The organism is Rhizobium sp. ZK1, from assembly GCF_047782645.1.
GTDB lineage: Bacteria > Pseudomonadota > Alphaproteobacteria > Rhizobiales > Rhizobiaceae > Rhizobium.
This window is the reverse complement of the sequence record NZ_CP180587.1, coordinates 464,481-488,909: the sequence shown is the minus strand read 5'-3', so window position 1 is coordinate 488,909 and position 24,429 is coordinate 464,481. Positions and strand designations below refer to the sequence as shown.

Below are 24,429 nucleotides of genomic sequence, written 5' to 3'. Positions count from 1 at the left end.
GAGATTGCGACACGCTTGTCTCATGACTATCCCCGCTTCTCGTGAGAAAAAGGAAGCGCCGGCTCGGGGTTGCCGGCCGGCCTGCGGAGTTGCTTACGGCGCTTACGATTGCTTACGCAAACTTTGTAAGCGAATTTCAATAATGGTTTCAATGGCTTGTTGTTTCGCTTACGGACCTACGAAGATAATGGTGAACTCAGGTGAAGAGACCGCCGGTATTCCGGGGCTGTTGGCTATAACCATGAGAGTTTGAGACAGGCCGTAATTTCGTAAGTTCGTAAGCGCAGTCGTTAAGGTACTGATTTTGTTCGGTAAGCGCGCTTACGAAATTCGGCAAGGCGGTGAGCCGTCACTCCGGCCGGCGCGAAATGCGAAAAACGCTGGCGGGCGGAATATTCAGGCGCACCCGGCCGAGCCTCTCCGCCCGCAGACCCAATTCCGCAAGCACATCTGGTGGAATGGAACAGGATTGGCCGTAGGTGAACTGGTAGAATGCGCCGCCACGTTCCAGCAGGCTGAAGCCGCCGCCGACGATGGCGGTGATGACCTCGATGGGCATGTTGCGAAAAGGCAGGCCGCTGACGATTGCCGCCTGCGGCCCGAGCTCGGCCCTGCAGGCAGAAAGCTCGCACGCGTCTCGCTGGAGGATCGTCACGTCAGGATAGCGCTGCCGCAGTGGAGCGATGAAGCGGGTTTCGAGCTCCACCAGGGTCAGGTCTCGCGCCGGTAGGCCGCGTTTGAGAAGCGCCTCGGTGAAAACCCCGGTGCCGGGGCCGAGCTCCAGCACCTTGCCGGCCGAAGGCTCGATCTCGCTGGTCATTAACCGCGCCAGCCGCCCTCCCGAGGGCACAATCGCGCCGATTTTCCTGGGCTCGGCGAGAAGCGCACCAAAGAAGGCGGCCAGTGGCGGCTGTTGCATGCGGGTCTCCGGCATAGATTATCCAATTCCGGTATTCCCCTTTCAAATGATGCGAGCATGACGTGCACTCGCAGCGTCGGAAAGATTCATACAGTCTGGACCGTCGGCTCGAAACTCATGTTGAAGCTCGCGCCGCCACCCTCCGCATCCGACACCCATACGCGCCCGTGGTGCAGCTTGACGATCTCGCGCACGAGGTGGAGGCCGAGCCCGATGCCCTGGCTGCGCCCGTTGGCGCGCTGGAAGGGCTCGAAAATCCGCTCCCGGTCCTCAGGCGCGATACCGCGGCCTTCATCGCTGACGGAAATCTGTGCGGGGCGCTCCACGGCGATGGTGATCGTGCCGCTCCTGCCGCCATGCTGGATGGCATTCTGCACCAGATTGGCGAGTGCCCGCTCCAGCGCGGTCTCGTCGCCGAGAATGCGTTCGGGCATCGAGCGCAGCTCGAAATTGGCCTGATAGCCGGCGGCGATGATCAGCGGCGCAAGTTCTGCGGCCTGCCGTCTGGCGACCGTCGCAAGGTCGACGGAGCGATCCGGCACCGGCTCCTGATTGAGCCGCTGCAGGTCGAGCAACTGCTGGGCCAGCGTCGAAAGACGTGCGACATCCTCCAGCAGCCGGTTGGTTGCTTCGGTCGGCGGCATGGTTTCCAGCCGGTTCTGCAATATGGCGATTGGCGTGCGCAATTCATGGGCGGCGGCCAGCATGAAACGCCGCTGCTTGTTGTGATCGTCGTCGAGGCGCTGCAGCGTCTCGTTCATGGCGATCACCAGTGGCGCGACTTCCTCCGGCACGTTCTCGAGCGGCAGGCGATAGCCTCGCGTGGTGCCATCGATGCCCTGGGCAGCCTGCGCCACCTCATTCAATCCGCGGTGAATGCCGCGCGCAACGAAGGGCGTGACCGCCAGTGTGATCAGGCCTGTCAGCAAGATGACCGGCAGCACGACGCCGGAGGCGATCGCCACGAAGACGACCAGAAGTTTACCGGCCGAAAGACTGCCCTGACGTCCGACGATAACGAGGAGATCACCGTGACTGGTCTTCACCTTTTGCAGGCGTGCGGCAATTGTCGCCGGGTTGTCCTCATCCCCGTTGAAACGCGCCTCGGCGATATCCGTACCCGAGTTCGCAATGGCGAAATATTGCGCCGGCACATTCCCATCGGTCAGCATGTGCCCCTGCTGATCACGCACCAGGAACCAGAAATCGGCGGCCTTATCGCGCTGGTAGTCCAGTGCGTCCGTGCTGGTGATGTGCATCGAACCATCGGGATTCCAGGCGATCGATTCCGTCACCGCATCGATTGCATGCTCGTCAGGAGCGAAAATCCCGCTCGTGCCCGAGATCCAGAAGACGAAGGCAAAGGCGATCGCGATCAGCACCAAGGTCGCGGCCTGCAGCGCCACCAGCCGGCGGATCAGCCGCCATTTCAGCGAATAGAACTTCATCTTCTTCATGGCCGGGCCTGCCGGATCAGATAACCCACCCCACGGATCGTATGGATCTCGACCCCGGCACATGCCGCATCAAGCTTGCGACGCACGCGCGAGACATGCGCATCGAGCGCATTGGACTGGATCTCGTCATCCATGCCGTAGACCGCCTCCTCGAGGCTGGAGCGCTCCACCGTGCGGCCGGCGCGGCGCATCAGCGCTTCCAGCACCAGCAATTCGCGGCGCGGCAATTCGAGCGCTATCTCGCCGACACGTGCCTCGCGATTGCGCAAGTCGAAATGCAGCCGGCCGAGGCACAGGCTTTCGATCTCGATATTGCCCGGACGGCGCAGGATCGCTCTCAGCCGCGCCATCAGTTCCTCGACGGCGAAGGGCTTGGCGAGATAATCGTCGGCGCCGAGATCGAGCCCCTCGATCCGGTCTTTCAGATCGCCGCGCGCCGTCAGCATGATGACGGGAACGGCCGGCTGGATGCGGCGGGCTTCGGCGATCAGTTCCAGCCCGTCGCCGTCAGGCAGGCTACGGTCGAGCAGCAGCGCATCATAACTGTTCAACCGCACGGCCTCCTCGGCCGCCTCGATGGTAGAAACGTGGTCCGTGATGATATTGTTGTTGCGAAGCGCCGCGACAAGCACAGCGGCCATTTCCGGTTCATCTTCCGCCAGCAAGACGCGCATCTAACCGTCCAACTTCAAAAGCCGCTCTCTGCACAGGCAAGATTGCGTCAGCATGACGAAAACTGCCAGAGCGCCCTGAGGTTCAATCGCCGAAAGGCAGACCAAGCGCCTCGGTCCGCGCTTCAAGAGCACGGGTGACAGCCGCCATGTCTTCACGGCCGAAACCCAGGCTTTCGGTTTCGGCATAAAGCGCGTGGCAAGCATCGAGCAGCGGCGAGGCGATGCCCGCCTGACGGGCCGCTTCGGCCACCAGCCGGTTGTTTTTCAACACGTCCGATATCGCCGCCTGAACGGAGAAATCGCGTTCCACCAACTTGCCGCTCTTGATGCGCGATATGCCGCTCGCCATCTGGCCGGCATCGACCACGGCCTTGAAAAGCGCCATGTCCAGCCCTTGCCGATCTGCGAAATGGGCGGCCTCCACGAGCCCCGTCACCGACGTGATCAGGAAGATATTGACGGCAAGCTTCATCAGAAGCGCATTCGGCACCGCACCGCAGACGACCGCCTCCCGGCACATGGGCGCCAACAGTGGACGGACCTCTTCGACAATATCCGCCTCTCCCGCCAGCATTGCCACGAGCTGCCCCTCCTCCGCCGGTCGGCGCGAACCCGAAACGGGCGCCTCGACATAGCGACCGCCGGCTGCTTGGATATCCGCTTCCAGCGCTTTCGAATAGGCCGGTGTCGTCGTACCCATATGGATGACGACATGCCTGGAAACCCGTTCCGCAAAGGCTGGCGTGCCGCGCCCGAGAACCGTATCGATCACCACGTCCGTCGCAAGCATGAGGATCACGGTGCTTGCCTTGCCGAACACCTCATCGACATCGGCTGCCACCTCGGCGCCCCCCGCTCGCAGCGTCTCCGCGCTTTTCGTCGAACGGTTCCAGACGATGAGATTGGTGCCTGTCCGTACGAGATTGAGTGCCATCGGCGTGCCCATCACGCCGAGACCGATGAAGCCCGTTTTCATTGTCGCCGCCTCTCTGGGTGCCCGAAGCGGGAAGTTTACGAGCAAACGAGATGTCTGTCTTGAAGGTTAGTGCTCAGGCGCAGGCTGGCCAGAAATCTCCAGTGCCGCCTCGCGGATCGTCTGCATGAGGATCGACAGCGGAAGCGAGGGAATGGAGTCGATACGCATCGTCAGTCCCACCGGTCCCTTCGTCTCGCCCGTATCGATCGGCAGGGCGGCCAGCACGCCGTCGGCGATATCGCGCGCCACCACACCATCGGAAATGATCCAGATCGCGTCGCTGTCGCGCACGAAGGCACGGCCGAAGGCATCGGAGACGGTTTCGATCTGGTTCGGCAGACTGGCGACACCGTTGGTAATCAGGAAATTCTCGACCACCGGCCGGATGATCGAACCGCGGGTCGGCATTAGCAGCGTATAGCGGCCGAGTTCGGCAAAGAGCGATTTTCTGGTGCCGAGCAGAGGGTGGCCGGGGCGGACGGCAAAGACCACCTGTTCGGAATAGAGATGCTCGAAGGAAAAGCCTGCCATCCTTTCCGCTCCCGCGAGACGGCCGACGACAAGATCGAGATCGCCAACACGCAGCTGCTCCAGCAGTACGGCATTGTCGCCGGTGACGATCTTCACCCGGCTCCAGGTATTTTCCTTCAGAAACAGGTCCATCGCCCGCGGCATGATGCGTGTCGAGACCGTGGGCAGAGCGCCGATACGGATCGGCGGGGCATCGCCGAATTGCTCCTGCGAGACGGAATCGAGCCCCTGCCGGAGTGCTGTCAGCGCAGCACCTGCATGGCGCAGGAAGACCTCGCCGTACCGGGTGATGCGGATGCCGCGTCCTTCCCGCTCGAAGACCCCGACGCCGAGCGCCTGCTCCAGCTCGCGGATCGTCTTCGTCACTGCCGGCTGACTGACATGCAGAAGTTCGGCCGCCTTCATGACGCTCTTCTGCCGCGCCACCTCGACAAAAGTCTGCAGATGACGAAACTTGATGCGGCTATCGATCATTGCTTTCATAACTCACGGGTTATCGGAAAGCTGGAAAATATCATTTTACTTAACCGGTTCAACTCATCAAATTGAACATGGAGGAGATTGAAAGTGCAGTTCGCCAGTATCAACGACGTCACGATCCACTACCAGCTCATCGGCGCGCCGGCTGACAGGCCGGTTATCGTCTTTGCCAATTCGCTCGGCACGGACTTCCGCATCTGGCGCGATGTGGTCGTGCGTCTTGCCGGCGATTTTGCCATCATCCTCTATGACATGCGCGGCCATGGGCTTTCCGATGTCGGCCAGGTCCCCTACGCCATGGAGGACCATGCCACCGATCTCGCCGGCCTGCTTGATCTGCTTTCGGTCAGGGATGCCGTCATCTGCGGTCTTTCGGTCGGTGGTCTGATCGCCCAGTCGCTCTACCAGCGCCGCCCGGATCTGGTGAAGGCGCTGATCCTTTGCGATACCGCCCACAAGATCGGCACGGCCGAGAGCTGGGACAGCCGTATCGCCGCCGTCGAGAAGAGTGGCATTGCCAGCATCGTCGACATGGTCATGGAGCGCTGGTTCACGCCGGCGTTCCGCCGACCTGAAAACATCGCCTATGCCGGCTACTGCAACATGCTGACCCGCCAGCCGGTGGAAGGTTATGTCGCCACATGCGCTGCGATCCGTGACGCCGATTTCACCGAGGTTGCTGCCAAGATCAAAGTGCCGACCATTTGCGTCGTTGGTGATCAGGATGGTTCGACGCCGCCGGATCTGGTGCTCTCGACAGCAAAGCTGATCCCTAACGCGCGCTACGAGGTCATCAAGGACTGCGCCCATATTCCGCCGATTGAGCAGCCGGAGGCGCTCACCGCAATCATCCGCGCCTTCCTCTCATCCATTGGAGACAAGAGCCCATGAGCGACATCGCGTCCGAACGCTATCATCAGGGCATGGCGACCCGCCGTTCCGTTCTCGGCGATGCCCATGTCGACCGTGCGCAAGCCACTGCGACGGAATTCGACAAGCCGTTCCAGGAACTGATCACGGAAGCCGCCTGGGGCCATGTCTGGTCCCGGCCGGAGCTGACGAAACGCGAGCGCTCGATGATCACGATCGCGCTGCTTGCAGCCCTTGGCCAGGACGAAGAGGTGGCGATGCATGTGCGCGCCACCGCCAATACCGGCGCCTCCCGGGAGGATATTCGCGAGGCGTTGCTGCATGTGGCAATCTATGCCGGCGTGCCGGCGGCCAATCATGCGATCAAGATCGCCAAACAGGTTTTCGAGCAGATGGACGCCGGCAAGGCAGCCTGAGGGGGAGAGAATGTCCGACTTACCGAACCGCAAGCCAGAAACCGGAGCCTTCTTCGCCCGCGACCGTGCCTGGCATCCGCCGGCTTATGCGCCGGGTTACAAGACCTCGCTCCTCCGTTCACCGCAACGCGCCCTGCTTTCTCTCGATGGCACGATTTCGGAAATCACCGGACCGGTCTTCGGCCATTCGATGATCGGCGAGATGGATAACGACCTGATCCATAATTTCGCGCGACCCGGCGAGAGCGCCATTGGCGAACGCATCATCGTCCACGGCCGGGTGCTCGATGAGCGCGGTCGCCCGCAGGCTGGTGTTCTCGTGGAGTTCTGGCAGGCCAATGCCGGCGGCCGCTACCGTCATAAAAAAGAAACCTATCTCGCCGCAATCGACCCGAATTTCGGCGGCTGCGGCCGGTTCGTCACCGACGAGGAAGGCCGTTATTTCTTCCGCACCGTGCGTCCCGGCGCATATCCCTGGCCGAACGGCGTCAACGACTGGCGCCCGGCGCATATCCATTTTTCGATCTTCGGCCACGGCTTCTCGCAACGCTTGATCACGCAGATGTATTTCGAAGGCGATCCGATGATCTGGAAATGTCCGATCGTCGGCACCATCCCGGACAAGGCGGCGATCGAACAACTCATCGCCCCGATGGATTGGGGCAATACGATCCCGATGGACAGCCGCGCCTACAAGTTCGATATCGTGCTGCGTGGCCGCCGTTCGACCATATTCGAAAACAAGCTGGAGGGGAACTGACATGCAGGAACTCGGCTATCTCAAGGAAACCCCGTCCCAGACCGCCGGCCCCTATGTGCATATCGGCCTGACGCCGAACTTCTGCGATATCACCGGCGTTTTCGACAGTGACCTCGGCACGCAGATGGTCAATGACAAGACGCTCGGCGAGCGTATCACCGTCAGCGGCCGCATCTTCGACGGTGCCGGAGCACTCGTTCGCGACGCCGTCATCGAAATCTGGCAGGCAGACAGCGCTGGCCTCTACAACAGCCCCTCGGAAATGCGCGGCACGGCAGACCCGAACTTCACCGGCTGGGGCCGCTGTCCCACCCGCGCCGGAGACGGCGTCTACAGTTTCGAAACCATCAAGCCCGGCAAGGTTCCCTTCAAGGATGGCCGCAAGATGGCGCCGCACATTACCTTCTGGATCGTCGCCCGCGGCATCAATATCGGCTTGCACACGCGCATGTATTTCCCGGAAGAGCAGGATGCCAATGCGGCGGACCCGATTCTGGCGCGGATCGAGCACCGCGAGCGCGTGGCAACGCTGATTGCTTCCCGCGATGGCGCGAAGCTGAGCTTCGACATCTATCTGCAGGGTCCGAAGGAAACGGTGTTCCTGGACATTTAAGCTATCTCGACTGGCTACTTGCCCGCGATCCGTCGGGCAAGTGGCGTCGGCTTCGCCCTGCCCTATCTGGGTCGAGATAAGCCGACAGGCAGACCGGGATTGCGATGAAACGAGCTGCCACATGACGACATCCCCTTTCGACCATCCCTTCCTTTCCGGCCTGCTCGGAGACACTGAAATCGCCGCCTACTTCTCAGCAGAGGCTGATATCAGGGCGATGCTCTCCTTCGAAGCGGCACTTGCACGCGCAGAAGCGAGGCATGGCATCATTCCGGCGGAAGCCGCGCGAACAATTGGCGAGGTCTGCGCTGGCTTTACCGCAGATGTGCAAAGCCTGAAGGCTGCGACGGCTCAAGACGGTGTCGTCATTCCGGACTTCGTCAAACAGCTCAGGAAGGTGGTCGGCAGCGAGGCCGCCGAACATGTTCATTTCGGTGCGACCAGTCAGGATGCCATCGATACCAGCCTGATGCTGCGGCTGAAGTCCATCACCTTCCTGTTCGGCGGAAGGCTGCATGCCATCGCGACGAAACTGGCAGTGCTCGAACGGCAGTTCGGCGCCAACCGCCTGATGGGCCACACACGCATGCAGGCCGCAATCCCGATTACCGCCGCCGACCGCATCGCCGCCTGGCAGATGCCACTCACGACCTATCGCGACCGGCTGACGGAGCAGACCTTCCCCGTGCAATTCGGCGGTGCTGCCGGTACACTCGAAAAGCTCGGGGCCGAGGCATCCGTCGTGCGCGCCTCGCTGGCGCAGGAGCTGGGATTGAGCGATGAGCCGCAATGGCAGAGCCGCCGCAGCCGCATTGCCGATCTCGCCAATCTCTATTCGCTGATCTCCGGCAGCCTCGGCAAATTCGGGCAGGATATCGCATTGCTCGCCGAAGCCGGCGGCGAGATCGAGCTTGCGGGTGGCGGCGCTTCCTCGGCCATGGCCCATAAGCAGAATCCGGTCGCCGCCGAAACGCTGGTTGCGCTCGCCCGCTTCAACGCAACGCAGCTCTCGGCCATCCATCATTCCCTCGTTCATGAACAGGAGCGCTCCGGGGCGGCCTGGACACTCGAATGGCTGGTGCTGCCACAGATAGTCATGGCAACCGCCGCCTCGCTGCGGCTGGCGGCGGAACTTATCGGCAATATCAAGCGGCTGGGGACAGGCTGATCGCCTTTGCATGAACGTGGTAAAACCGGCTATGCAGAGGCGTTGATTTTAGGAGTGATCCCGTGAGCTTTCCCCTCTTCGATCTTTCCGGCCGCCGCGCGCTTGTGACGGGCTCCAGCCAGGGCATTGGTTATGCGCTGGCGCTCGGGCTTGCCGAACACGGCGCCTCCATCATCATCAACGGCCGCAACGCCCAGAAGGCGGAGGCGGCTGCGGAGACGATCCGCGAGCAGAAACGCCATGCCGTCAGCGCAGCCTTCGACGTGACTGATGCGGAGGCCTGCCGCTCGGCGATTACCTATATCGAAGCCGAGATCGGCCCGATCGATATCCTTATCAACAATGCCGGCATGCAGTTCCGCACGACTCTGGAGAATTTTCCGGTCGAGAAGTGGGACGAACTCTTTCGCACCAATGTCTCCAGCGTCTTCTACGTCAGCCAACCGGTCGCGCAGGCGATGATCAGCCGCGGCCGCGGCAAGATCATCAACATCGCCTCGGTGCAGGCCGAGCTCGCCCGGCCGGGTATCGCGCCCTATACGGCAACCAAGGGTGCCATCCGCAATCTCACCCGCGGCATGGCAACGGACTGGGCGAAACACGGCCTACAGGTCAACGCCATTGCGCCCGGCTACTTCAAGACACCGCTCAATCAGGCGCTTGTCGACGATCCGAAATTCTCCGCGTGGCTTGAAACCCGAACACCGGCTGGCCGCTGGGGCAATGTGGAAGAATTGGTGGGCGCGGCCGTCTTCCTGGCGTCGGATGCATCGTCCTTCGTCAACGGCCATATGCTGATGGTCGACGGAGGGATTACGGCGTCGCTATGAGGTTAATCGCCTCCACCGTCACCACCGCCGTCGCCTCCGTCACCGCAATCAAAACTCATTTCGAGGCCGCCTTCGGCTTTGCCACGAACAGAACGTCCCGGAAAACGAAGCTGCGCCCACCAGGTGGGGTTCCAAGAAAAGAATACGGCAAACGCAACGATGAGGATGGAAACGACCGCGAGGCCTTTTGAGCACGCCTCAATCCGCAACGATATTGCCACGTCGCATCAGCCCCATCAGAATCAGTGGCAGCAAGGTCGTGATGCAGATGGCGATGAAGGCCATTGCCATGCCAAGGCCGATCGAACCCTGCTCGAACTGCCGCCAGATGAAGGTCGCGATCGTCTGCATGCCGACGGGTGCAACGACGACGGAAGCGACAAGCTCACGCGAAGCAAGCGCGAAAACAAGCAGCATGGAAGAGGCGAGGCTCGGAAAGATGAGCGGCAGCAGGATGCGGCGGAAGGCGGTGATGCCATTGGCACCGCAAACGCGGGCAGCCGCCTCCAGATTGTCGCCGATCTGTTGGAAAGCTGCGGTGGTATAGCGCACCGGCTGCGGCAGCAGGATGCAGCAATAGGCAAGCAGCAGGATGAAAGCGGTGTTGTAGGGCGTGATGGGCAGACCCGGCATGTTCCAGGCGAGGATGAGGCCAACGGCAACGACGATGCCCGGCAGGGCGTTCGGCAAGATGGTCATGACATCGATCGCCGTGCGGCCGGACATCTTCGTCTTCACCACAGTGTAGGCGGCCGTCACGCCGATCAGGCCTGTTATCAGCGCCGTGCCGATGCCAAGCGAGAAGCTGTTGACCAGTGCCGTCACGGCGCCGGCGCTGTTGCCGAAGACAGCCCTGAAATTGTCGAGGCTGACATTGTCGAAGGCGAGGCCGCCGGAGATCGTGCGCGCCAGCGCTGTTGCGAGGATTGCAAGCAGCGGTACACCGGTCGCAAGGAAGGCGACGACGGTAAACGCGACCATCACCGGAACCTTCAACGCGCCGAGCGGCCGCTTGTCCTTGGCCATCGGCTTGCCACCCACCGTCTGGTAGGAGCGGCGCGCGAGAATCCAACGCTGCAGCAGGAAAGTGCCGAGCGACATGGCGACCAGCACCAGCGACAGGGTGGCCGCACCCGGCAGATCGATCGGCCAGTCGGTGACGCGCAGGTCGATGCCCGTCACCAGCACCTGGAAACCAGCTCGACGGCCGAGCGCTGCCGGCGTGCCGTATTCCTCGATGGCAGCGGCAAAGACCAGCATCAGGCTTGCCGTCAGGCCTGGCGCCGAGAGCGGCAGCGTGATGCGCCAGAAGGCGCGGACCGGCGAGGCACCGAAGACGCGGCCGACATCGGCATAACGTGCACCGACGGCCTCGACCGTGCGCGATACGGCAAAATAGACGACCGGGAAGGTGTTGAAGGCCATGACCAGCGTCATGCCAAAAATCGAAAACAGCAAGGGCGCCAGATTGAAGCCCGCGAGCTGTTGCAGATAACCGCGCGGCTGCAGGGTCATGATCCAGCCGAGTGTGGCGATATAGGGCGGGATCATGAAGGGCACGAGCAGAAGCACGTCCCAGAGCGGCGCAAAGGGAATTCTGTAAAGGGCGCGAAAGACACCGAGCGGCACGGCCACCAGGGCCGAAGCGAGCACCACGCAGCAGCCGAGCAGGATCGTATTGACACCCATGCGGATCAGCGAGCTGTCGGCGAGCGTCGCGTAGAGCGAGGAGAAAGGGCTCGCGAAAGAGCCCTGTCCGAGTTCTGGGAAGATGCCTTGCAGCACCACTGCGATGAAGGGAACGGCAACGACGACAACAAGACCTGCTGTTGCCAGCCATGCGGCCGGAGCCGTGCCGCCGATGCCGTTTCCTCTCATATGGCTAGACCTTACTTGCCGCCGAAGAGCTCGGCGAAGGTCTTCAGCGTTTCCTTGCGCTTGCCGTAGACCGCAGCCGTATCATACTTCAACAGCGTCAGGTCGCTGATCACCGGACGGCTGGCGGCAACGTCGGTGCGCGACGGCATCAGCATTTCACCGGCAACCAGCGCCTGACCTTCGTCAGAGAGCATGTAGTCGATGAACTTCTTGGCGTCGTCCTGGTTCTTGGACCAGCTCATGATCATGGCCGGACGCGGCGCGATGACCGTGCCGGACTTTGGAAACACGACTTCGACGGTCTCGCCCTTCTTCTGGGCCGCGAGAGCGATGTAGTCGACAGCACCGAAGACGACAGCCTTTGCACCCTGCAGAACCGGGTTCAAGGCGTCAGCATTGGCGCCGGCGATGATGGCGCCGTTGGCCTGCAGGCCCTTGAAGAGCTTCCAGTCGTCCTGGCCGGCGAGAGCAGCGGCCAGTTCGAAGGAGGAGCCGGACTGCGCCGGGTCTGGAATATTGACGAGGTCCTTGTATTCCGGCTTCGTCAGGTCGGCCCATTCCGCCGGCTTCGGCGTGCCGCTCTCGCTGTTCCAGACGATGCCGAGAGCCGAGATGCCCTGTGCAACGGCGCCTTCGGACTTGAGGAAGTCCGGAACCTTGGCTGCGTTCGGGCTCGCATAATTGACGAGCCAGCCGCGCTTGGCGAAGTCGTTTGCCGTATCCCAGGACGCTGAGATGACGACGTCGACAACCGGATTGGCCGCCTCTGCTTCGATACGGGCCATGACCTTGCCGGTCGTTGCCTGGAAAACATTGACCTTGATGCCGCTCTGCTTGGTGAAGTCGGTCGACAGTTTGTCGATCAGACTCTGTGGGCCGGCGGTGTAAACGGTGACGTCGGCATGGGCGACGCCGGCCATAAGGGCGGCGGCGACAACGCCAAAAGTGATGCTCTTCAATGACTTAAACATGTTCCAATTTCTCCTCTATGGCTTGGGGTCTTTTCTCTTGAAACCAGCGGATCTGTGCAGCGTCGATCACAAGGCCGATCGTTTCGCCAGGACGCAGCCTCGTGCGGCTCAGAAGCTGCAATTGCATGCCCGGCAAGCCGGACAGCGAAACGCTTGCCAGATGCCCATCGCCGCGGAACTGCGAACGCAGGACGGTGGCTGCGAGCCGATCAGGTAAGGTTTCGCCGGCCGAGATGGAGGCGACGGGGATCAGCACGCGGGCGCGGTCACCGGCAATACCTTCGGCTTCCGTGAGCGCGATATTGCTGCCCTTGAAATGCCAGGCCGGTCCGCGCCGCTCGATATCGGCAAGGCAACCAAGGCGCAGGAAGTCGGCAACCTCGGGGGTCGCCGGCCGCTCGATCAGATCGTCGGGCGAGGCAAGCTGCTCGATCAGACCGGAACGCATGACCGCGACCTCATCGGCAAGCGTCAAAGCTTCGCTGTGGTCATGCGTCACGTAGATCGCGGTCAGGCCGAGCGTGGAGATAAGCTCGGCGAGTTCGCCCACCATGTTTTCGCGCAGTTCACGGTCGAGGTTGGAAAGCGGCTCATCGAAAAGGATAAGCTGTGGTTCGGCGACGATCGCGCGGGCAATCGCCACACGCTGCTGCTGGCCGCCAGAGAGATCGCTCGCACGCCGATCGGCATAGGCTGAAAGACCGACGCGCTCCAGGGCGCGCATCGTCCGGGTCTGGCGCTCAGCCTTGCCGACCCCACGCATTTCGAGCGGGAAAGAGACATTGCCACCGACCGGCAGATGCGGCCACAGCGCATAATCCTGAAACACCATGCCGAGCGCGCGCCGCTCGGGCGGCACGAAAGCGCCGGTCGCACCGTCGGCAACTGTCGTGCCGGCGATCGATACGGAACCCTTGGTCGGCGCAAGCAGGCCGGCAACCAGCCGCAGAAGCGTGGTCTTGCCACAGCCCGAAGGACCAAGCAGCGCCAGTGTCTTGCCCCTTTGCAGAGAAAAATCAATGCCCTTGAGGATCCGTGTCGACCCGTAACTCAATTCCAGACCCGCCGCGGCGACGGCAGAGGACGATCGGATCGAGGGGGCGTTCATGGGCAGACCAAATGTCGCTTTAAAGAAAGTATGGCGACATTTAGGCATCCTGGATGACAGGATTGCGACACATATATTTCAGTTTTGTGACAAACCGCACGCGAACGAAGACGTTGGTGTTTCCTATTGTGATCTATGACGAAGATAAGCATGCGCTCCCGGCGCGTGCTTCGCCGCCGGCTATTTCCGACACGGTTTTCTTGCCGCCTCGTGCGTGAGCACCACCAAAAGCAGGGAGATTTGCATTTTCGGTCGCGCGCAACCATTTAGGATGCATGATCCGCGGAAATGTCGCGACCTCGCTCATGCCGGAACGTTTACAGAAAACGAACCATACCGGCTTGCATTCTGAGCCAAAAGCCGATTGCTTAGGAAAATCTACTTCTTCTTCGGCTAGCCGTTGGAAGAGTGCGAGGGGATATAGGCAAACCCGTGGAATTCTGCAGCTTCGAATCGGGATCGATGGTGACTACGATGGCGGAGCGGGAAAGCTGGTTTGAAGGAAGATGAGTAACGATCTGTTTCAGGTAAAATTTTGGGGCGTACGGGGAAGCATTCCCGTGTCAGGCCCGGAATTCGACCGCTATGGAGGCAACACCTCCTGCATTGAAATCCGCTGCGGCGAGCACCGGATGCTGTTTGACGCAGGCTCGGGCCTGCGTGAAGCCGGCCTGTCGCTCATCGCTGATGATGTCCACGATGTCGATCTCTTCTTCAGCCACTGCCACTATGATCACATCATCGGCCTGCCCTTCTTCAAGGCGATCTACTACCCGTCGATCAACGTCAACATCTGGTCCGGCCATCTGGACGGCAAGATGAGCACGCGCGAGATGGTCGAGCAGTTCATCAGCCCGCCCTGGTTCCCTGTGAAGACCGACATCTGTCAGGCGACGATGAATTTCCGTGATTTCCATGCCGGCCAGACGCTGACCCCGCATGATGGCGTGGAGATGCAGACCTATATGCTGAACCATCCCGGTGGTGCGATCGGCTATCGCATCCATTGGAAAGGGCGCATCATATCGCTGATCTACGACATCGAGCACACGCCGGGTAGCTACGATCCGGTGGCGCTGGAGATGATGAAGAACGCCGATCTCGTCGTCTATGACTGCACCTATAATGAAGACGAGATGCAGCGCTTCAAAGGGTTTGGCCATTCCACGTGGCAGCACGGTACCGAACTTGCAAAAATGGCGGGCGCGAAGCGCTTCGCCCTGTTCCATCATGCGCCCTCGCGCACCGATGAACAGCTCGCTGTCATGGAAAGCCAGGCGCAGGCCGCCTTTGCCGGCGCCTTCGCCGCCCGTGACAATCAGGTCATCGACATCTGATCCTGTACGAGTGCGGCTGCCGAGACCCATTCCACCGCGGGATGGCCGGACGTCGCCTCGAAGAGCTCGGCAAGGAAATCCCACGCCGCCGCATCATGCACCAGGTGATGCGCGAGCACGCCTATTGGTTCGCTGCTGCCCGCGAACCTGTCCTGCAATTCGGCGACCAGTTCACCGATCAGGTCTGCCATCGGCCGGCCGCCGCGTGTACCGTGCCAGTCCATGAGGTCGACATGGGAATTGACGATGGCAAGCGGGCTTTCCCCCTTGACGCGTCCGTAAGTCGAAAGGGATTCGAAACCGAGCGCCGGCAGCTTGGGTATGAGACCCTTGTCGATGCGGTTCCAGGGCGGAACCAGCATGGCCAGAAAGCGTGTCGGGTAAAGCCCCTTCAGCTTCAGGAGGCCTTCGTAGAGCTCACCGAGAATGGTTTCTTCCAGACGCGCTCCGCCGAGTTCCTGCTTCTTGTCGTGGGGTCCAGCATGATTGTGATGCGCCCAGCCGTGAACCGCTACGCTGACATGCGCCTCGCCTGCAAGCCGCTGAGCCAGCGGCGCGCCGGTAAAAGCCGGGATGACCGCAAGCGTGACCGGGATACCGCAGCTTTTCGTTTCAGAGAGCAGCCGCTCCAGCGCCGCCGTCGGCTCGGTCGCATCGTCATCCCGCAGCCAAAGCCGCGCTACGCGGCCAGCGGCGCGCCAGCGCTCCAGTTCCCGATACAACGGCTCGTGGATGGTGCTATCGATCATGTGCTGCTCCCGCATGATTGCATAGGATCAAATCCAGTTCTTTCGCCGCGCCGGCAAGCGAACGCTCATCGATGACGAAGCGGCGGGCCGCGGATGCCATGGCGTCACGGCGCCCCCGGTCATCCAGCAGTCCGGCAACGGCCCGCGCATAGGCTTTCATATCGCCATCAGGCGTCAATAGGCCGGTCATATCGGCCTCCACCACGGCAGGCACGCCGGCGGTCTTCTGCGCCACAACAGGAAGGCCCGCCGCCTGCGCTTCGAGATAGGCAAGTCCATAGGCTTCGCCGCAACCCGGCCAGACATAGATGCTGCCCTTCGATAACAGTAGGGCAATCTCGTCCGGCTCCCTTTGGCCGAGCCAGTCGATACGGCCGGGCGCAAAACCGGCAAACAGCGCCTCCACCTCAGCCCGCAGCGGACCGTCACCGATGATGCCGAGTGTCCATGGACGCTCCGCGATCATGGAGAGTGCCGTGGCGAGCATCTTGTAGCTCTCCATCTTGTCGCCGGCCCGCATCATGGCCACGGTCATCAAGCGTTGCGGATCGGGGGCGGGCGTTATCGCCTCGAAGAGCGCTGTGTCGATGAAGGGCTTTATTCCGGCGATACGCGCTTCGGGAAAGACATCTTCCAGTCCTTTCCGGTCGCGTTCGGTGAAGGCGATATTGACCGCCGCCTGACGGATCGCGTCCCCCACAGGTTTCTGGAAGAAGGCCCAGCCCAGCCCATCACGTTTGCGCGAGTAGGAGGCTTCGGCCGTGACATAGGGAATGGCGAATTGCTCCGCGATCGCGGGGCCGAGGAGATCGGGGGATTTGTAATAAGGATGATAGCAGAACCAGAGTTCCGGCCTCGGCTCCGCCCGCCATTTGCGCCGCAGCCGCTCGAGTTCGCCATCCGCCGTCGCCAGAACCTCAGCCGCGGCCTCCGGAGAGCCGGCATGGACACGGAATTCGGACACGACCTCGACAGAATGGCCAGCCATCTCCAGTGCCCGGATCAACAGCCGCGCCATCAGCCGGTCGCCCGAGGGCACCGGATGATCAGGCGATTTCATCGGCGCGTAAAAAGCGATCCGCATCGCGACACTCCGCTGACGACAGTGTGTTTCCCATCGGCGCTCGCGCCGTAAGCGAAAATTTCCGCTATTGTCACTATCCTTGAACGATACAGGCAGGCATACCGAAGCGATCGTGATTAGACGAGACGATAATTCCGCCCTTTTTCGTCTTCTCTAGTGCATTTGCGATTTGAGCTTCAAGAACAGGAATTGATGACGACGGTCTGGGCCACAGGGATTTTTTCGGAGCGGATGATCAGGAAGGCCAGGCTCGGTTCCGGCCTCGTCATGTTCGTCTTCATCATCCTGCATATGTCGAACCATGCATTGGGGCTCGTTTCGCTGACGGCAGCCGATGATGCACGTCGGTTGTTTCTGGTGATCTGGCGCAATCCGGTCGGTACGATCCTCTTCTATGGCTCAGTCCTTGTCCATATGACGCTGGTGCTGCGCGGGCTCTATATGCGCCGCAGCCTCGTCATGCCGAAGAACGAGATGGCGCAGATCGTTCTCGGCCTTTTGATCCCGCTGCTGCTCATCGACCATGTCGTCGGTACACGTATCGTCCATGCACTTTACAACTATACCGACAATTACGAGACGATCGTTCGCACGCTCTGGATCAACGCACCTGATAACGGCGTGCGCCAGACTTTCGCGCTGCTCGCCGTCTGGATCCACGGCTGTATCGGCATACATTTCTGGCTGCGCTATCGGCCCTGGTACGACAATTCCTCATCGCTGCTTCTGGCGATCGCAATCCTTCTGCCGGTGCTGGCGCTGCTCGGTTTCGTCGAGATGGGCCGCACGCTGTCCGATCCCTCCTATATCGAGCAAGAATCCGGCCACTACGAAGAAACGATCAATACCCGCTATTACGATGATCCCGAGGCGCGCGAGCAAATCGCGACGATTCGCGCCGTGCTGTACGGCAGCTTCTCGGCAACGCTGGCCCTCGTCATTCTGGCACGGGCGCGCCGCAGGCTGAAAGAGCGGGCGAACCAGGTTGCGGTTCACTATCCCGGCGGCGAGACGGTGCGCGTGCCACGCGGCTTCACGGTGCTCGAAGCAAGCAGGCTTGGCGGCCTGCCGCATTATTCGGTCTGTGGCGGCAAGGGCCAGTGCTCCACCTGCCGTGTGCAGATCCTCGGCGATTATTGGACCCTGCCGCCACCCGACAAGCTGGAGCAGACGACGCTGAAGCGTATCAATGCGGCATCCGACGTGCGCCTCGCCTGTCAGCTCCGCCCGGATAAGGACTTGACCGTCGCGCCGCTGCTCGTGCCGCAGACAGAGGCTTCCCTTCCCGCCAACAGCCAGGAAACCAGCCCCGGCCGCGAGCACGAGATCGCCGTGCTCTTCTGCGACATGCGCCATTTCACCACGCTGACCGAAACCCGCCTGCCCTTTGACGTCGTCTTCCTGCTCAACCGCTATTTCGGGATCGTCGGCAAGGCGGTGGAACAGGCCGGCGGACGGCTCGACAAATTCATCGGCGACGGCGCCATGGCACTCTTCGGCCTCAACACCACGCCTGAGGAAGCCTGCCGGCAGGCGGTAGCAGCCGCAACCGCGATTGTTGCCGAGGTAGAGAAGCTCGCTGCCGAACTTTCCGACGAACTGCCTCTGCCGCTGCAGATCGTCATCGGCATCCATGCCGGCCCGGCCGTCGTCGGCACGATGGGCTATGGGCGCGTGCGCAGCCTGACTGCCGTCGGCGATACGGTCAATGTGGCAAGCCGCCTGGAAACCGCGGCCAAGGAACTCAATGCCGCTATCGTCATTTCCGAGCCGGTCGCGATGCGCGCTGGCATCGATCCGGAAACGGTCGAAAGCTGCGAAATCAATGTGCGCGGCCGGGCACTCCCCTTGAAAGTCTATGTCGTTCCGAGAGAGAAAGCGGCCGAACCGCTCAAGGAAAAACAATAATGTCCGGCCAAGCATGGCTTACTGGCAAATATTGGAAGCGCCGTTTGCGCAAGGCGCGCAATGCGCTGGCCACGCGTTTCTTCGATACCCGCTTTGGCCGCCGGCTGCTGATCGAAAATATTGGGCCGCGCGTCACCGCCATGACGGTCGATGCCGGCGATCACCTGATGAGTTTTTCGCCGGCCGACTATATCGGCCGCAAGGTCTTCCGGAAGGGCCATTTCGAACGCGAGGCCGTCGACCGGCTGCTCGTGATCCTGCGCCAGCGCGGCCTGTTGAAGAAGGACAGCATGTTGCTGGAAATCGGCGGCAATATCGGCACGCAGACCGTCTATTTTGCGCTCGCCCGGGCCTTTGCCGGGATCGTCAGCGTCGAACCGGACCCGCGCAATTTCCGCCTTCTGGAACAGAATATACGTCAGAATGGACTTACGGATGCCGTGCGCCTCGTCAACTGCGCCGCCGGCGAAGGCGAAGGCAAGATCGATTTCTTTCTAAACAGCGCCAATCATGGCAAGAGCAGCGCCATTCGTCAAAGCGCCAGCGATCAGAAGATCAGCGTTCCGGTGCGGTCTGTGATCGGCATTCTCGATGGTCTCGGCATCGACCAAGCGGCCATCGGCCTCGTCTGGATGGATATCGAGGGTTACGAGCCGGTTGCCTGCCGCTCGATGCTGCCTTTGCTTGCCCGCCGCGCGCCTCTCTATATGGAATTCACGCCGCTCTTTTACGGTCCCGAGGGCACGAAAGCCTTCATTCGCACGCTCGCCGGCTTCTACGAGGATTGCCTCGTGATCTTCGAGGACCACGAGAAGGAGATGAAAGTCCGTGATCTGCCGGGCGAATTCGATCAGTATGACGTGCTGTTCCTGCCTTAGACCGAAGAAGTGCTATCCGGCTGACTGCATCGCCAGCGATTGATGGCAGTGCACGCCAGCAAGCACGCCTGAGGCAGAGGCAAGCGTGGCGTTATGCATGGCGCTCGCCGCATCACCGGCGGCAAAGACGCCCTTGACGGACGTTTCCTTGTTATCGCCGGTTCGGATGACAGGGCCAAACGGGCCATCGTCGAAGATACAGCCGAGTTGTTCGGCGATCGGACTGGCCATCGCGGTTTTCGGAGCGATGAACACGGCATCCAGCCGCACGACCCGGTCATCGGCGAGGCGAACGGCCTCGAGCCTGGGACTATCGCCCAACAATTCCACGACAGGGCTGCGTTCGATCCGTACACCGCGAGCGGTCAGCCGTGTGAGTTGCTCTTCATCGGGCTCGAACAGCGCCTGGGTGAAATAGGTTGTCTCTCCCCAGTCGGGAATCAGCATGGCCGCATGCGTCGAATGCGGATGGCTTGCGAGAACACCGAGCTTGCCGCCGCTCACCTCATAACCATGGCAATAAGGGCAGTGCAGCACGGAACGGCCCCATCGGTCCCGCAGGCCGGGGATGTCGGGCAGCGTGTCGCTGATGCCGGTCGCCAGGACGATGCGCGCGGCCCTTTCTTGGCCACCGCCCTTGATATCGATCACGAATTTGCCGCTATCGGTACGCGCCTGAACAACTTCCCCGTCGCGGATGATGATGTTCGGATAAAGCGAGAGCTGCCGCTTTCCCTCCCGCATGATCGCCGCCGGCGCCTGGCCATCCTGGCCCAGGAAGCCATGTGACGCCTGCGAAAACCGATTGCGCGGCGCGCCGGCATCGATCAACAGAACCCGTCGTCGCGCCCTGGCAAGCTGCATTGCTGCGGATAGGCCAGCGAAATTTCCGCCGATGACGATGGCTTCGAATGACATGGACCTCTCCTTTGACGCCGCTTCAATCATGAATCAACATAAGTTACATGAAATGGCGCAGTCAAGCATCATGTCACTTGTCTTGTTACGATCCGCTTGTGATAATGCCCCATTCGATTGAAGGGAATAGAACTTCATGCGCAACGACAGCCGCCTTTCACGCATGCTGCACGTGCTGATCCACATGGATCGGCATGAGCATTCCGCAACCTCCGAAATGATTGCAAAGATGCTGAACACCAATCCCGTCGTCGTGCGCCGCACCATGGCCGGCCTTCGAGAACAGGGCTATGTCCGTTCTGAAAAGGGGCATGGCGGAGGCTGGACACTGGTGCGCCCGCTCTCCGAAATCACGCTGCTCGATGTCTACAACGCCATCGGCGAACCGCATCTTTTCGCCATCGGCCCGGCCGACGATCAGCCGAAATGCCTCGTGGAACAGGCTGTGAATGCTGCTCTCGAAGATGCGATGAAGGAGGCGCAGGCCCTGCTCCTGCGGCGATTGGGCCGCGTGACGCTGGACGAAATCGCGGCCGACTTCGAGGCAAAATATGCCGCGCTTTCGGCTGCGTCCTATTCCTGCGCCTCATAAGCGCGGATCATTTCCTTCGGTAGAGGAAATACCGGCCTTCCTTGATGCCGCCGGGCAGAGGCAGAGGTAAAAGCTCGGGATGTTCCAGCGGCAGGCCGCTGACGGCGATGCCGTGATGGGTCAGCACGCCAGCCATCAGTTGCGGCAGCCAGGTCAGCGTCACGGCATCGATCTCGTCATGGCCGGTGCCGATATCGGCATGGGCCAGCGCGGCATTGATCCCGAGAAACGCCTGGCCGGTATCACGGATATTGCCCGTCACCATGTTTTCGGCCGGCGGCGTGGAGGAGGAATAGGAGCGTATTTCCCAATCGAAGGCGATAATGCGACGGTCGGGAAAATGCTCGCGCAGATGGTCGTAGGTGCGGCCATTGCCGAGGCCGAATTCGAGCACAGGCCCCTCCACCTCTTCCACCAGATCGATGATGGCATTGAGAATATCGCGTTGAGCCGACAATCGGCGAATGAAGCTATCGAGGCGGCTCATCTTGTCCTGTCCGTCATAAAATATGTCAGCGGTGCTACCATATCGATGCGGTGCAAGTCGATTGCCGGAACCGCAAATTGCCGTTGCGGCGGTACCACGGGTCTGTGATAAACTCGGCCCCATGAACGAGATATCCAGCGACGCATTCTTTGCCAACGTGCCTGTCTTCAGCGACTTCGAAGGCGTGACCGATGAGAGCAACTACCAGCCGCTGCCCCAAGGGTGGGTGCTGGCGATGGCCGATATCGTCGGCTCGACGAAGGCGATTGCCGGCGGCCGCTACAAGGACGTCAACATGGCCGGTGCCAGCGTCATTTCTGCGGTGCTGAATGCCGTTGGCAAGGGCGACTATCCCTTCGTCTTTGCCGGTGACGGCGCGTTGATCGCCTTGCCCGCTTCGCTTGAGAAGGAAGCACGCGCAGCACTTGCCGCGACACAGGTCTGGGTGAAGGAGGATCTTGACCTCGATCTTCGTATCGCCATCGTGCCGATCGACGATATTCGCGCGGAAGGTCTCGATGTACGCGTCGCTCGCTATTCGGCAAGTCCTTATGTCACCTATGCAATGTTTTCCGGCGGCGGGACGCTTTGGGCAGAAAAGAACATGAAGATGGGCCGGTACGGCGTCGAAAAGGCCTCGCCCGGCACTCGGCCGGATCTGACCGGCCTCTCCTGTCGCTGGAGCCCGATCGAGGCCCGCAACGGCGAGATCGTCTCGATCATCGCCGTACCGGGCGAAGCTGGCCCGGGGCCGGAATTTCAGGCTCTCGTCGCCGGCATCGTTTCCATCACCGCCGAGCAGAACCGCAATGGCCATCCGGTGCCGGAAGATGGGCCGGAGTTTGCTTTTTCAATGAGTGGCATCAATCGCGAGGTGAACGCGACGGCGCCCAAAGGCAGACGACTGCGGCAAAAGCTGTTCATCTTCCTTCAGACCGGCTTGATCGTTTTCCTGCACAAATTCGGCCTCACCTTCGCTCATTTCAACGCGCGCCGCTACAAGCGGGACATCGCGGGTAATTCGGATTTCCGAAAGTTCGACGACGGACTGAAGATGACCATCGACGTGGATGCAGCTCATCTCGCCCGCATCGAGACGCTGCTGAAGCAGGCGCAGGAAAGAGGCGTGGCTCGCTACGGCCTGCACCGCCAGTCATCGGCACTGGTGACATGCTTCGTGCCGACGCCACTGTCGCGCGACCACATGCACTTTATCGATGGTGCCGCCGGCGGTTATGCCGTCGCCGCCAGCCAGATCACCGGCAAGCAGCTTTCCGGCGCCCTCGTTACGCCTTGATAACGTGATCGCCAACAAGGCCGAGCCGGCTGAAGACGTTTCGGGTATCGACAATCAGTTTGGCGCTCCTCGAAAGAGCCGCATAGTCGATCATGTCGTGATCGGTCGCGATGAGAACCGCGTCGTATCCCGTAATGGCTTCCGGCGTCAGGTCGATGGATTTCCGGCCCTTCAGCGCCTGATATTCGCGCGTCGGCGGAATTTCCGCGACGAAGGGGTCATGATAATCCGCCTTGCCGGCTCGTTCCTCGATGATTTCAATGAGACGCAGCGACGGACTTTCCCTGATATCGGCAACGTTCTTCTTGTAAGCGAGGCCAATCACGAGGACGCGTGAGCGGCTGAGCGCCTTGCCGGCACGAATATCCAGCGCCTCGGCCAGTTTGCCGACGACATAGCGCGGCATCGCCGAATTGATCTCGCCGGCAAGCTCGATGAAACGGGTCGGCAGTTCGTATTCGCGCGACTTCCAGGTAAGGTAGAAGGGGTCGATCGGAATGCAGTGGCCGCCGAGGCCGGGGCCGGGGTAGAAGGGCATATAACCGAACGGCTTGGTCTTGGCCGCGTCGATGACTTCCCAGACATCGATCCCCATTGCCGCGTAGACGGTCTTCAGCTCGTTGACGAGTGCGATGTTGACCGAGCGGAAGATGTTTTCGGTGAGCTTCACCGCTTCCGCCGTCGCATTGGAGGAGACAGGAACGACGGTCGAAACGGCTCTCCCGTAGAAGGATTTCATCAATGACAGGGCATCTGTGCCGTCACCTGCAACGACCTTGGGGATGGTCGCGGTGTGGTAATGCTGGTTGCCGGGGTCCTCACGCTCCGGCGAGAAACCGACGAAGAAGTCGGAACCGGATTTCAGCCCGGTCTCTTCGAGAATGACCTTCACGATATCATCGGTGGTGCCGGGATAGGTGGTCGATTCCAGCACGATGAGCTGGCCCGGCCGCAGATGGGCGGCGATCGACCGCGACGTCGCCTCCACGAAGGAGAGATCGGGATCGCGATGTTTGGTCAGCGGCGTCGGCACGCAGATAACGATTACGTCGCAATCCGCAAGGCCGGCGAAATCGGTCGTCGAGAAAAAACGCCCCGCATCGATCTCGGCTGTCAGCGCCTCATTCGTCACCGCATCAATATAGGAGCGGCGGGCAGCCAGCGTGACGATTTTCTTCGGGTCGATATCGAAGCCGGTCACAGTAAAGCCGCTGCGTGCCACAGCCATCGCCAGCGGCAAACCGACATAGCCAAGGCCGATAATGCCAGCGCGCGCCGTGCGGGCCTCAATCTTCTTTGAAAGCGTCTCGAAGGTGGATGAGCGTGCGTCCAAGGCTATGCCTCTTGCGAAAAGTGAATCCGAACGCTGATCTAATGCATGATCGCGGCAAATTAAACCCGGCCTCTTCGCAGCGCCTTTCCGTGCCGCGCCCTGGATTCATTAGCCGAGTGTGGCAGAAATGACTCCGGGGGGCGCTATCCCGGCAACCGGGACGCACAAAAAAATTCCTGATCCCATTGTTTCGCA

General features: G+C 61.1%; 24 protein-coding genes. 11 read left to right on the top strand and 13 right to left on the bottom strand.

Annotation, left to right across the window (positions count from 1 at the left end):
* Positions 1 to 349: 349 nt before the first annotated feature.
* The 5 genes from ACK9YZ_RS24835 to pcaQ all read right to left on the bottom strand — a co-directional run bounded on the left by ACK9YZ_RS24835 (position 350) and on the right by pcaQ (position 5,031).
* Complete coding sequence (locus ACK9YZ_RS24835; RefSeq protein WP_416067975.1) at positions 350 to 919, bottom strand: class I SAM-dependent methyltransferase; 570 nt, start codon at positions 917 to 919, stop codon at positions 350 to 352.
* Positions 920 to 1,005: 86 nt separating this feature from the next.
* Positions 1,006 to 2,376: a sensor histidine kinase gene (locus ACK9YZ_RS24830; RefSeq protein ID WP_416067974.1), complete on the bottom strand. Its 1,371-nt coding sequence runs from the start codon at positions 2,374 to 2,376 to the stop codon at positions 1,006 to 1,008.
* A complete protein-coding gene (locus tag ACK9YZ_RS24825) occupies positions 2,373 to 3,050 on the bottom strand; it encodes a response regulator transcription factor (RefSeq protein WP_416067973.1) in 678 nt (225 codons plus the stop codon). The genes ACK9YZ_RS24830 and ACK9YZ_RS24825 overlap by 4 nt, the downstream gene beginning before the upstream one ends.
* Before the next feature lie 82 nt (positions 3,051 to 3,132).
* Entirely contained in the window at positions 3,133 to 4,071 is a 939-nt protein-coding gene (locus ACK9YZ_RS24820; protein ID WP_416067972.1) for an NAD(P)-dependent oxidoreductase, read from the bottom strand.
* A 21-nt stretch (positions 4,072 to 4,092) separates the two neighbouring features.
* Positions 4,093 to 5,031, bottom strand: coding sequence for a pca operon transcription factor PcaQ (gene pcaQ, locus ACK9YZ_RS24815; RefSeq protein WP_416067971.1), 939 nt, complete (start codon positions 5,029 to 5,031; stop codon positions 4,093 to 4,095).
* A gap of 93 nt (positions 5,032 to 5,124) precedes the next feature.
* On the opposite strand from pcaQ, the gene pcaD reads away from it, so the two are divergent.
* The 6 genes from pcaD to ACK9YZ_RS24785 all read left to right on the top strand — a co-directional run bounded on the left by pcaD (position 5,125) and on the right by ACK9YZ_RS24785 (position 9,694).
* Positions 5,125 to 5,928 (top strand): 3-oxoadipate enol-lactonase, encoded by an 804-nt coding sequence (pcaD, locus tag ACK9YZ_RS24810; RefSeq protein WP_416067970.1) that lies wholly within the window; start codon positions 5,125 to 5,127, stop codon positions 5,926 to 5,928.
* Positions 5,925 to 6,323 (top strand): 4-carboxymuconolactone decarboxylase, encoded by a 399-nt coding sequence (gene pcaC, locus ACK9YZ_RS24805; protein ID WP_216759214.1) that lies wholly within the window; start codon positions 5,925 to 5,927, stop codon positions 6,321 to 6,323. Before pcaD ends, pcaC begins: the two co-directional genes overlap by 4 nt.
* Positions 6,324 to 6,333: 10 nt before the next feature.
* Positions 6,334 to 7,083: a protocatechuate 3,4-dioxygenase subunit beta gene (pcaH, locus tag ACK9YZ_RS24800; RefSeq protein ID WP_416067969.1), complete on the top strand. Its 750-nt coding sequence runs from the start codon at positions 6,334 to 6,336 to the stop codon at positions 7,081 to 7,083.
* A gap of 1 nt (position 7,084) precedes the next feature.
* Positions 7,085 to 7,696 (top strand): protocatechuate 3,4-dioxygenase subunit alpha, encoded by a 612-nt coding sequence (gene pcaG, locus ACK9YZ_RS24795; protein WP_416067968.1) that lies wholly within the window; start codon positions 7,085 to 7,087, stop codon positions 7,694 to 7,696.
* Between the two features lie 121 nt (positions 7,697 to 7,817).
* Positions 7,818 to 8,864, top strand: coding sequence for a 3-carboxy-cis,cis-muconate cycloisomerase (locus tag ACK9YZ_RS24790; protein ID WP_416067967.1), 1,047 nt, complete (start codon positions 7,818 to 7,820; stop codon positions 8,862 to 8,864).
* A 62-nt stretch (positions 8,865 to 8,926) separates the two neighbouring features.
* Complete coding sequence (locus tag ACK9YZ_RS24785; RefSeq protein ID WP_416067966.1) at positions 8,927 to 9,694, top strand: SDR family oxidoreductase; 768 nt, start codon at positions 8,927 to 8,929, stop codon at positions 9,692 to 9,694.
* A 198-nt stretch (positions 9,695 to 9,892) separates the two neighbouring features.
* Here the strand turns inward: ACK9YZ_RS24785 and ACK9YZ_RS24780 are convergent, their stop codons facing one another.
* Genes ACK9YZ_RS24780 through ACK9YZ_RS24770 form a run of 3 tightly spaced genes read right to left on the bottom strand, consistent with a single transcriptional unit; the run spans position 9,893 to position 13,651 of the window.
* Entirely contained in the window at positions 9,893 to 11,572 is a 1,680-nt protein-coding gene (locus tag ACK9YZ_RS24780; protein ID WP_416067965.1) for an ABC transporter permease, read from the bottom strand.
* Between the two features lie 11 nt (positions 11,573 to 11,583).
* Positions 11,584 to 12,543 carry an ABC transporter substrate-binding protein gene (locus tag ACK9YZ_RS24775; protein WP_416067964.1) on the bottom strand — a complete coding sequence of 320 codons (960 nt, stop codon included), beginning with the start codon at positions 12,541 to 12,543 and terminating at the stop codon, positions 11,584 to 11,586.
* The gene (locus tag ACK9YZ_RS24770; RefSeq protein WP_416067963.1) at positions 12,536 to 13,651 is read right to left on the bottom strand and encodes an ABC transporter ATP-binding protein; all 1,116 of its coding nucleotides are present in this window, start codon (positions 13,649 to 13,651) and stop codon (positions 12,536 to 12,538) included. Before ACK9YZ_RS24770 ends, ACK9YZ_RS24775 begins: the two co-directional genes overlap by 8 nt.
* 506 nt (positions 13,652 to 14,157) lie before the next feature.
* On the opposite strand from ACK9YZ_RS24770, the gene ACK9YZ_RS24765 reads away from it, so the two are divergent.
* Positions 14,158 to 14,988: an MBL fold metallo-hydrolase gene (locus tag ACK9YZ_RS24765; protein ID WP_216759223.1), complete on the top strand. Its 831-nt coding sequence runs from the start codon at positions 14,158 to 14,160 to the stop codon at positions 14,986 to 14,988.
* Here ACK9YZ_RS24765 and ACK9YZ_RS24760 read toward each other — a convergent pair.
* Both ACK9YZ_RS24760 and ACK9YZ_RS24755 read right to left on the bottom strand, forming a co-directional pair.
* Positions 14,970 to 15,737 (bottom strand): polysaccharide deacetylase family protein, encoded by a 768-nt coding sequence (locus tag ACK9YZ_RS24760; RefSeq protein WP_416067962.1) that lies wholly within the window; start codon positions 15,735 to 15,737, stop codon positions 14,970 to 14,972. The two genes, ACK9YZ_RS24765 and ACK9YZ_RS24760, sit on opposite strands and share 19 nt — an antisense overlap.
* Complete coding sequence (locus tag ACK9YZ_RS24755) at positions 15,727 to 16,821, bottom strand: glycosyltransferase family 4 protein (protein WP_416067961.1); 1,095 nt, start codon at positions 16,819 to 16,821, stop codon at positions 15,727 to 15,729. The genes ACK9YZ_RS24760 and ACK9YZ_RS24755 overlap by 11 nt, the downstream gene beginning before the upstream one ends.
* A gap of 192 nt (positions 16,822 to 17,013) precedes the next feature.
* On the opposite strand from ACK9YZ_RS24755, the gene ACK9YZ_RS24750 reads away from it, so the two are divergent.
* Both ACK9YZ_RS24750 and ACK9YZ_RS24745 read left to right on the top strand, forming a co-directional pair.
* On the top strand, positions 17,014 to 18,729 hold the full coding sequence (locus ACK9YZ_RS24750; protein ID WP_416067960.1) for an adenylate/guanylate cyclase domain-containing protein: 1,716 nt from the start codon (positions 17,014 to 17,016) through the stop codon (positions 18,727 to 18,729).
* Entirely contained in the window at positions 18,729 to 19,607 is an 879-nt protein-coding gene (locus ACK9YZ_RS24745; RefSeq protein WP_416067959.1) for an FkbM family methyltransferase, read from the top strand. Before ACK9YZ_RS24750 ends, ACK9YZ_RS24745 begins: the two co-directional genes overlap by 1 nt.
* Before the next feature lie 12 nt (positions 19,608 to 19,619).
* On the opposite strand, the gene ACK9YZ_RS24740 is transcribed toward ACK9YZ_RS24745, so the two are convergent.
* Positions 19,620 to 20,525 (bottom strand): NAD(P)/FAD-dependent oxidoreductase, encoded by a 906-nt coding sequence (locus tag ACK9YZ_RS24740; RefSeq protein WP_416067958.1) that lies wholly within the window; start codon positions 20,523 to 20,525, stop codon positions 19,620 to 19,622.
* Positions 20,526 to 20,661: 136 nt separating this feature from the next.
* Here ACK9YZ_RS24740 and ACK9YZ_RS24735 point away from each other — a divergent pair, with 136 nt between their 5' ends.
* A complete protein-coding gene (locus ACK9YZ_RS24735) occupies positions 20,662 to 21,117 on the top strand; it encodes an Rrf2 family transcriptional regulator (protein WP_416067957.1) in 456 nt (151 codons plus the stop codon).
* A gap of 7 nt (positions 21,118 to 21,124) precedes the next feature.
* On the opposite strand, the gene ACK9YZ_RS24730 is transcribed toward ACK9YZ_RS24735, so the two are convergent.
* A complete protein-coding gene (locus tag ACK9YZ_RS24730; RefSeq protein WP_416067956.1) occupies positions 21,125 to 21,604 on the bottom strand; it encodes a class I SAM-dependent methyltransferase in 480 nt (159 codons plus the stop codon).
* 121 nt (positions 21,605 to 21,725) lie between these two features.
* On the opposite strand from ACK9YZ_RS24730, the gene ACK9YZ_RS24725 reads away from it, so the two are divergent.
* Complete coding sequence (locus ACK9YZ_RS24725) at positions 21,726 to 22,901, top strand: DUF3095 domain-containing protein (RefSeq protein ID WP_416067955.1); 1,176 nt, start codon at positions 21,726 to 21,728, stop codon at positions 22,899 to 22,901.
* On the opposite strand, the gene ACK9YZ_RS24720 is transcribed toward ACK9YZ_RS24725, so the two are convergent.
* Positions 22,891 to 24,234, bottom strand: a complete 1,344-nt coding sequence (locus ACK9YZ_RS24720; RefSeq protein WP_416067954.1) for a nucleotide sugar dehydrogenase — start codon at positions 24,232 to 24,234, stop codon at positions 22,891 to 22,893. The genes ACK9YZ_RS24725 and ACK9YZ_RS24720 overlap by 11 nt on opposite strands.
* Positions 24,235 to 24,429: the final 195 nt, after the last annotated feature.

Excerpts from the sequence above, each read along its gene's own strand:
- ACK9YZ_RS24770 (WP_416067963.1), bottom strand. The coding sequence starts at position 13,651 with ATGAACGCCCCCTCGATCCGATCGTCCTCTGCCGTCGCCGCGGCGGGT.
- ACK9YZ_RS24835 (WP_416067975.1), bottom strand. The coding sequence starts at position 919 with ATGCAACAGCCGCCACTGGCCGCCTTCTTTGGTGCGCTTCTCGCCGAG.
- ACK9YZ_RS24725 (WP_416067955.1), top strand. The coding sequence starts at position 21,726 with ATGAACGAGATATCCAGCGACGCATTCTTTGCCAACGTGCCTGTCTTC.
- ACK9YZ_RS24750 (WP_416067960.1), top strand. The coding sequence starts at position 17,014 with ATGACGACGGTCTGGGCCACAGGGATTTTTTCGGAGCGGATGATCAGG.
- ACK9YZ_RS24740 (WP_416067958.1), bottom strand. The coding sequence starts at position 20,525 with ATGTCATTCGAAGCCATCGTCATCGGCGGAAATTTCGCTGGCCTATCC.
- pcaH (WP_416067969.1), top strand. The coding sequence starts at position 6,334 with ATGTCCGACTTACCGAACCGCAAGCCAGAAACCGGAGCCTTCTTCGCC.
- ACK9YZ_RS24735 (WP_416067957.1), top strand. The coding sequence starts at position 20,662 with ATGCGCAACGACAGCCGCCTTTCACGCATGCTGCACGTGCTGATCCAC.
- pcaG (WP_416067968.1), top strand. The coding sequence starts at position 7,085 with ATGCAGGAACTCGGCTATCTCAAGGAAACCCCGTCCCAGACCGCCGGC.
- ACK9YZ_RS24830 (WP_416067974.1), bottom strand. The coding sequence starts at position 2,376 with ATGAAGAAGATGAAGTTCTATTCGCTGAAATGGCGGCTGATCCGCCGG.
- ACK9YZ_RS24765 (WP_216759223.1), top strand. The coding sequence starts at position 14,158 with ATGAGTAACGATCTGTTTCAGGTAAAATTTTGGGGCGTACGGGGAAGC.
- ACK9YZ_RS24730 (WP_416067956.1), bottom strand. The coding sequence starts at position 21,604 with ATGAGCCGCCTCGATAGCTTCATTCGCCGATTGTCGGCTCAACGCGAT.
- pcaQ (WP_416067971.1), bottom strand. The coding sequence starts at position 5,031 with ATGATCGATAGCCGCATCAAGTTTCGTCATCTGCAGACTTTTGTCGAG.
- ACK9YZ_RS24775 (WP_416067964.1), bottom strand. The coding sequence starts at position 12,543 with ATGTTTAAGTCATTGAAGAGCATCACTTTTGGCGTTGTCGCCGCCGCC.
- ACK9YZ_RS24790 (WP_416067967.1), top strand. The coding sequence starts at position 7,818 with ATGACGACATCCCCTTTCGACCATCCCTTCCTTTCCGGCCTGCTCGGA.
- ACK9YZ_RS24755 (WP_416067961.1), bottom strand. The coding sequence starts at position 16,821 with ATGCGGATCGCTTTTTACGCGCCGATGAAATCGCCTGATCATCCGGTG.
- ACK9YZ_RS24825 (WP_416067973.1), bottom strand. The coding sequence starts at position 3,050 with ATGCGCGTCTTGCTGGCGGAAGATGAACCGGAAATGGCCGCTGTGCTT.
- ACK9YZ_RS24745 (WP_416067959.1), top strand. The coding sequence starts at position 18,729 with ATGTCCGGCCAAGCATGGCTTACTGGCAAATATTGGAAGCGCCGTTTG.
- pcaC (WP_216759214.1), top strand. The coding sequence starts at position 5,925 with ATGAGCGACATCGCGTCCGAACGCTATCATCAGGGCATGGCGACCCGC.
- ACK9YZ_RS24780 (WP_416067965.1), bottom strand. The coding sequence starts at position 11,572 with ATGAGAGGAAACGGCATCGGCGGCACGGCTCCGGCCGCATGGCTGGCA.
- ACK9YZ_RS24760 (WP_416067962.1), bottom strand. The coding sequence starts at position 15,737 with ATGATCGATAGCACCATCCACGAGCCGTTGTATCGGGAACTGGAGCGC.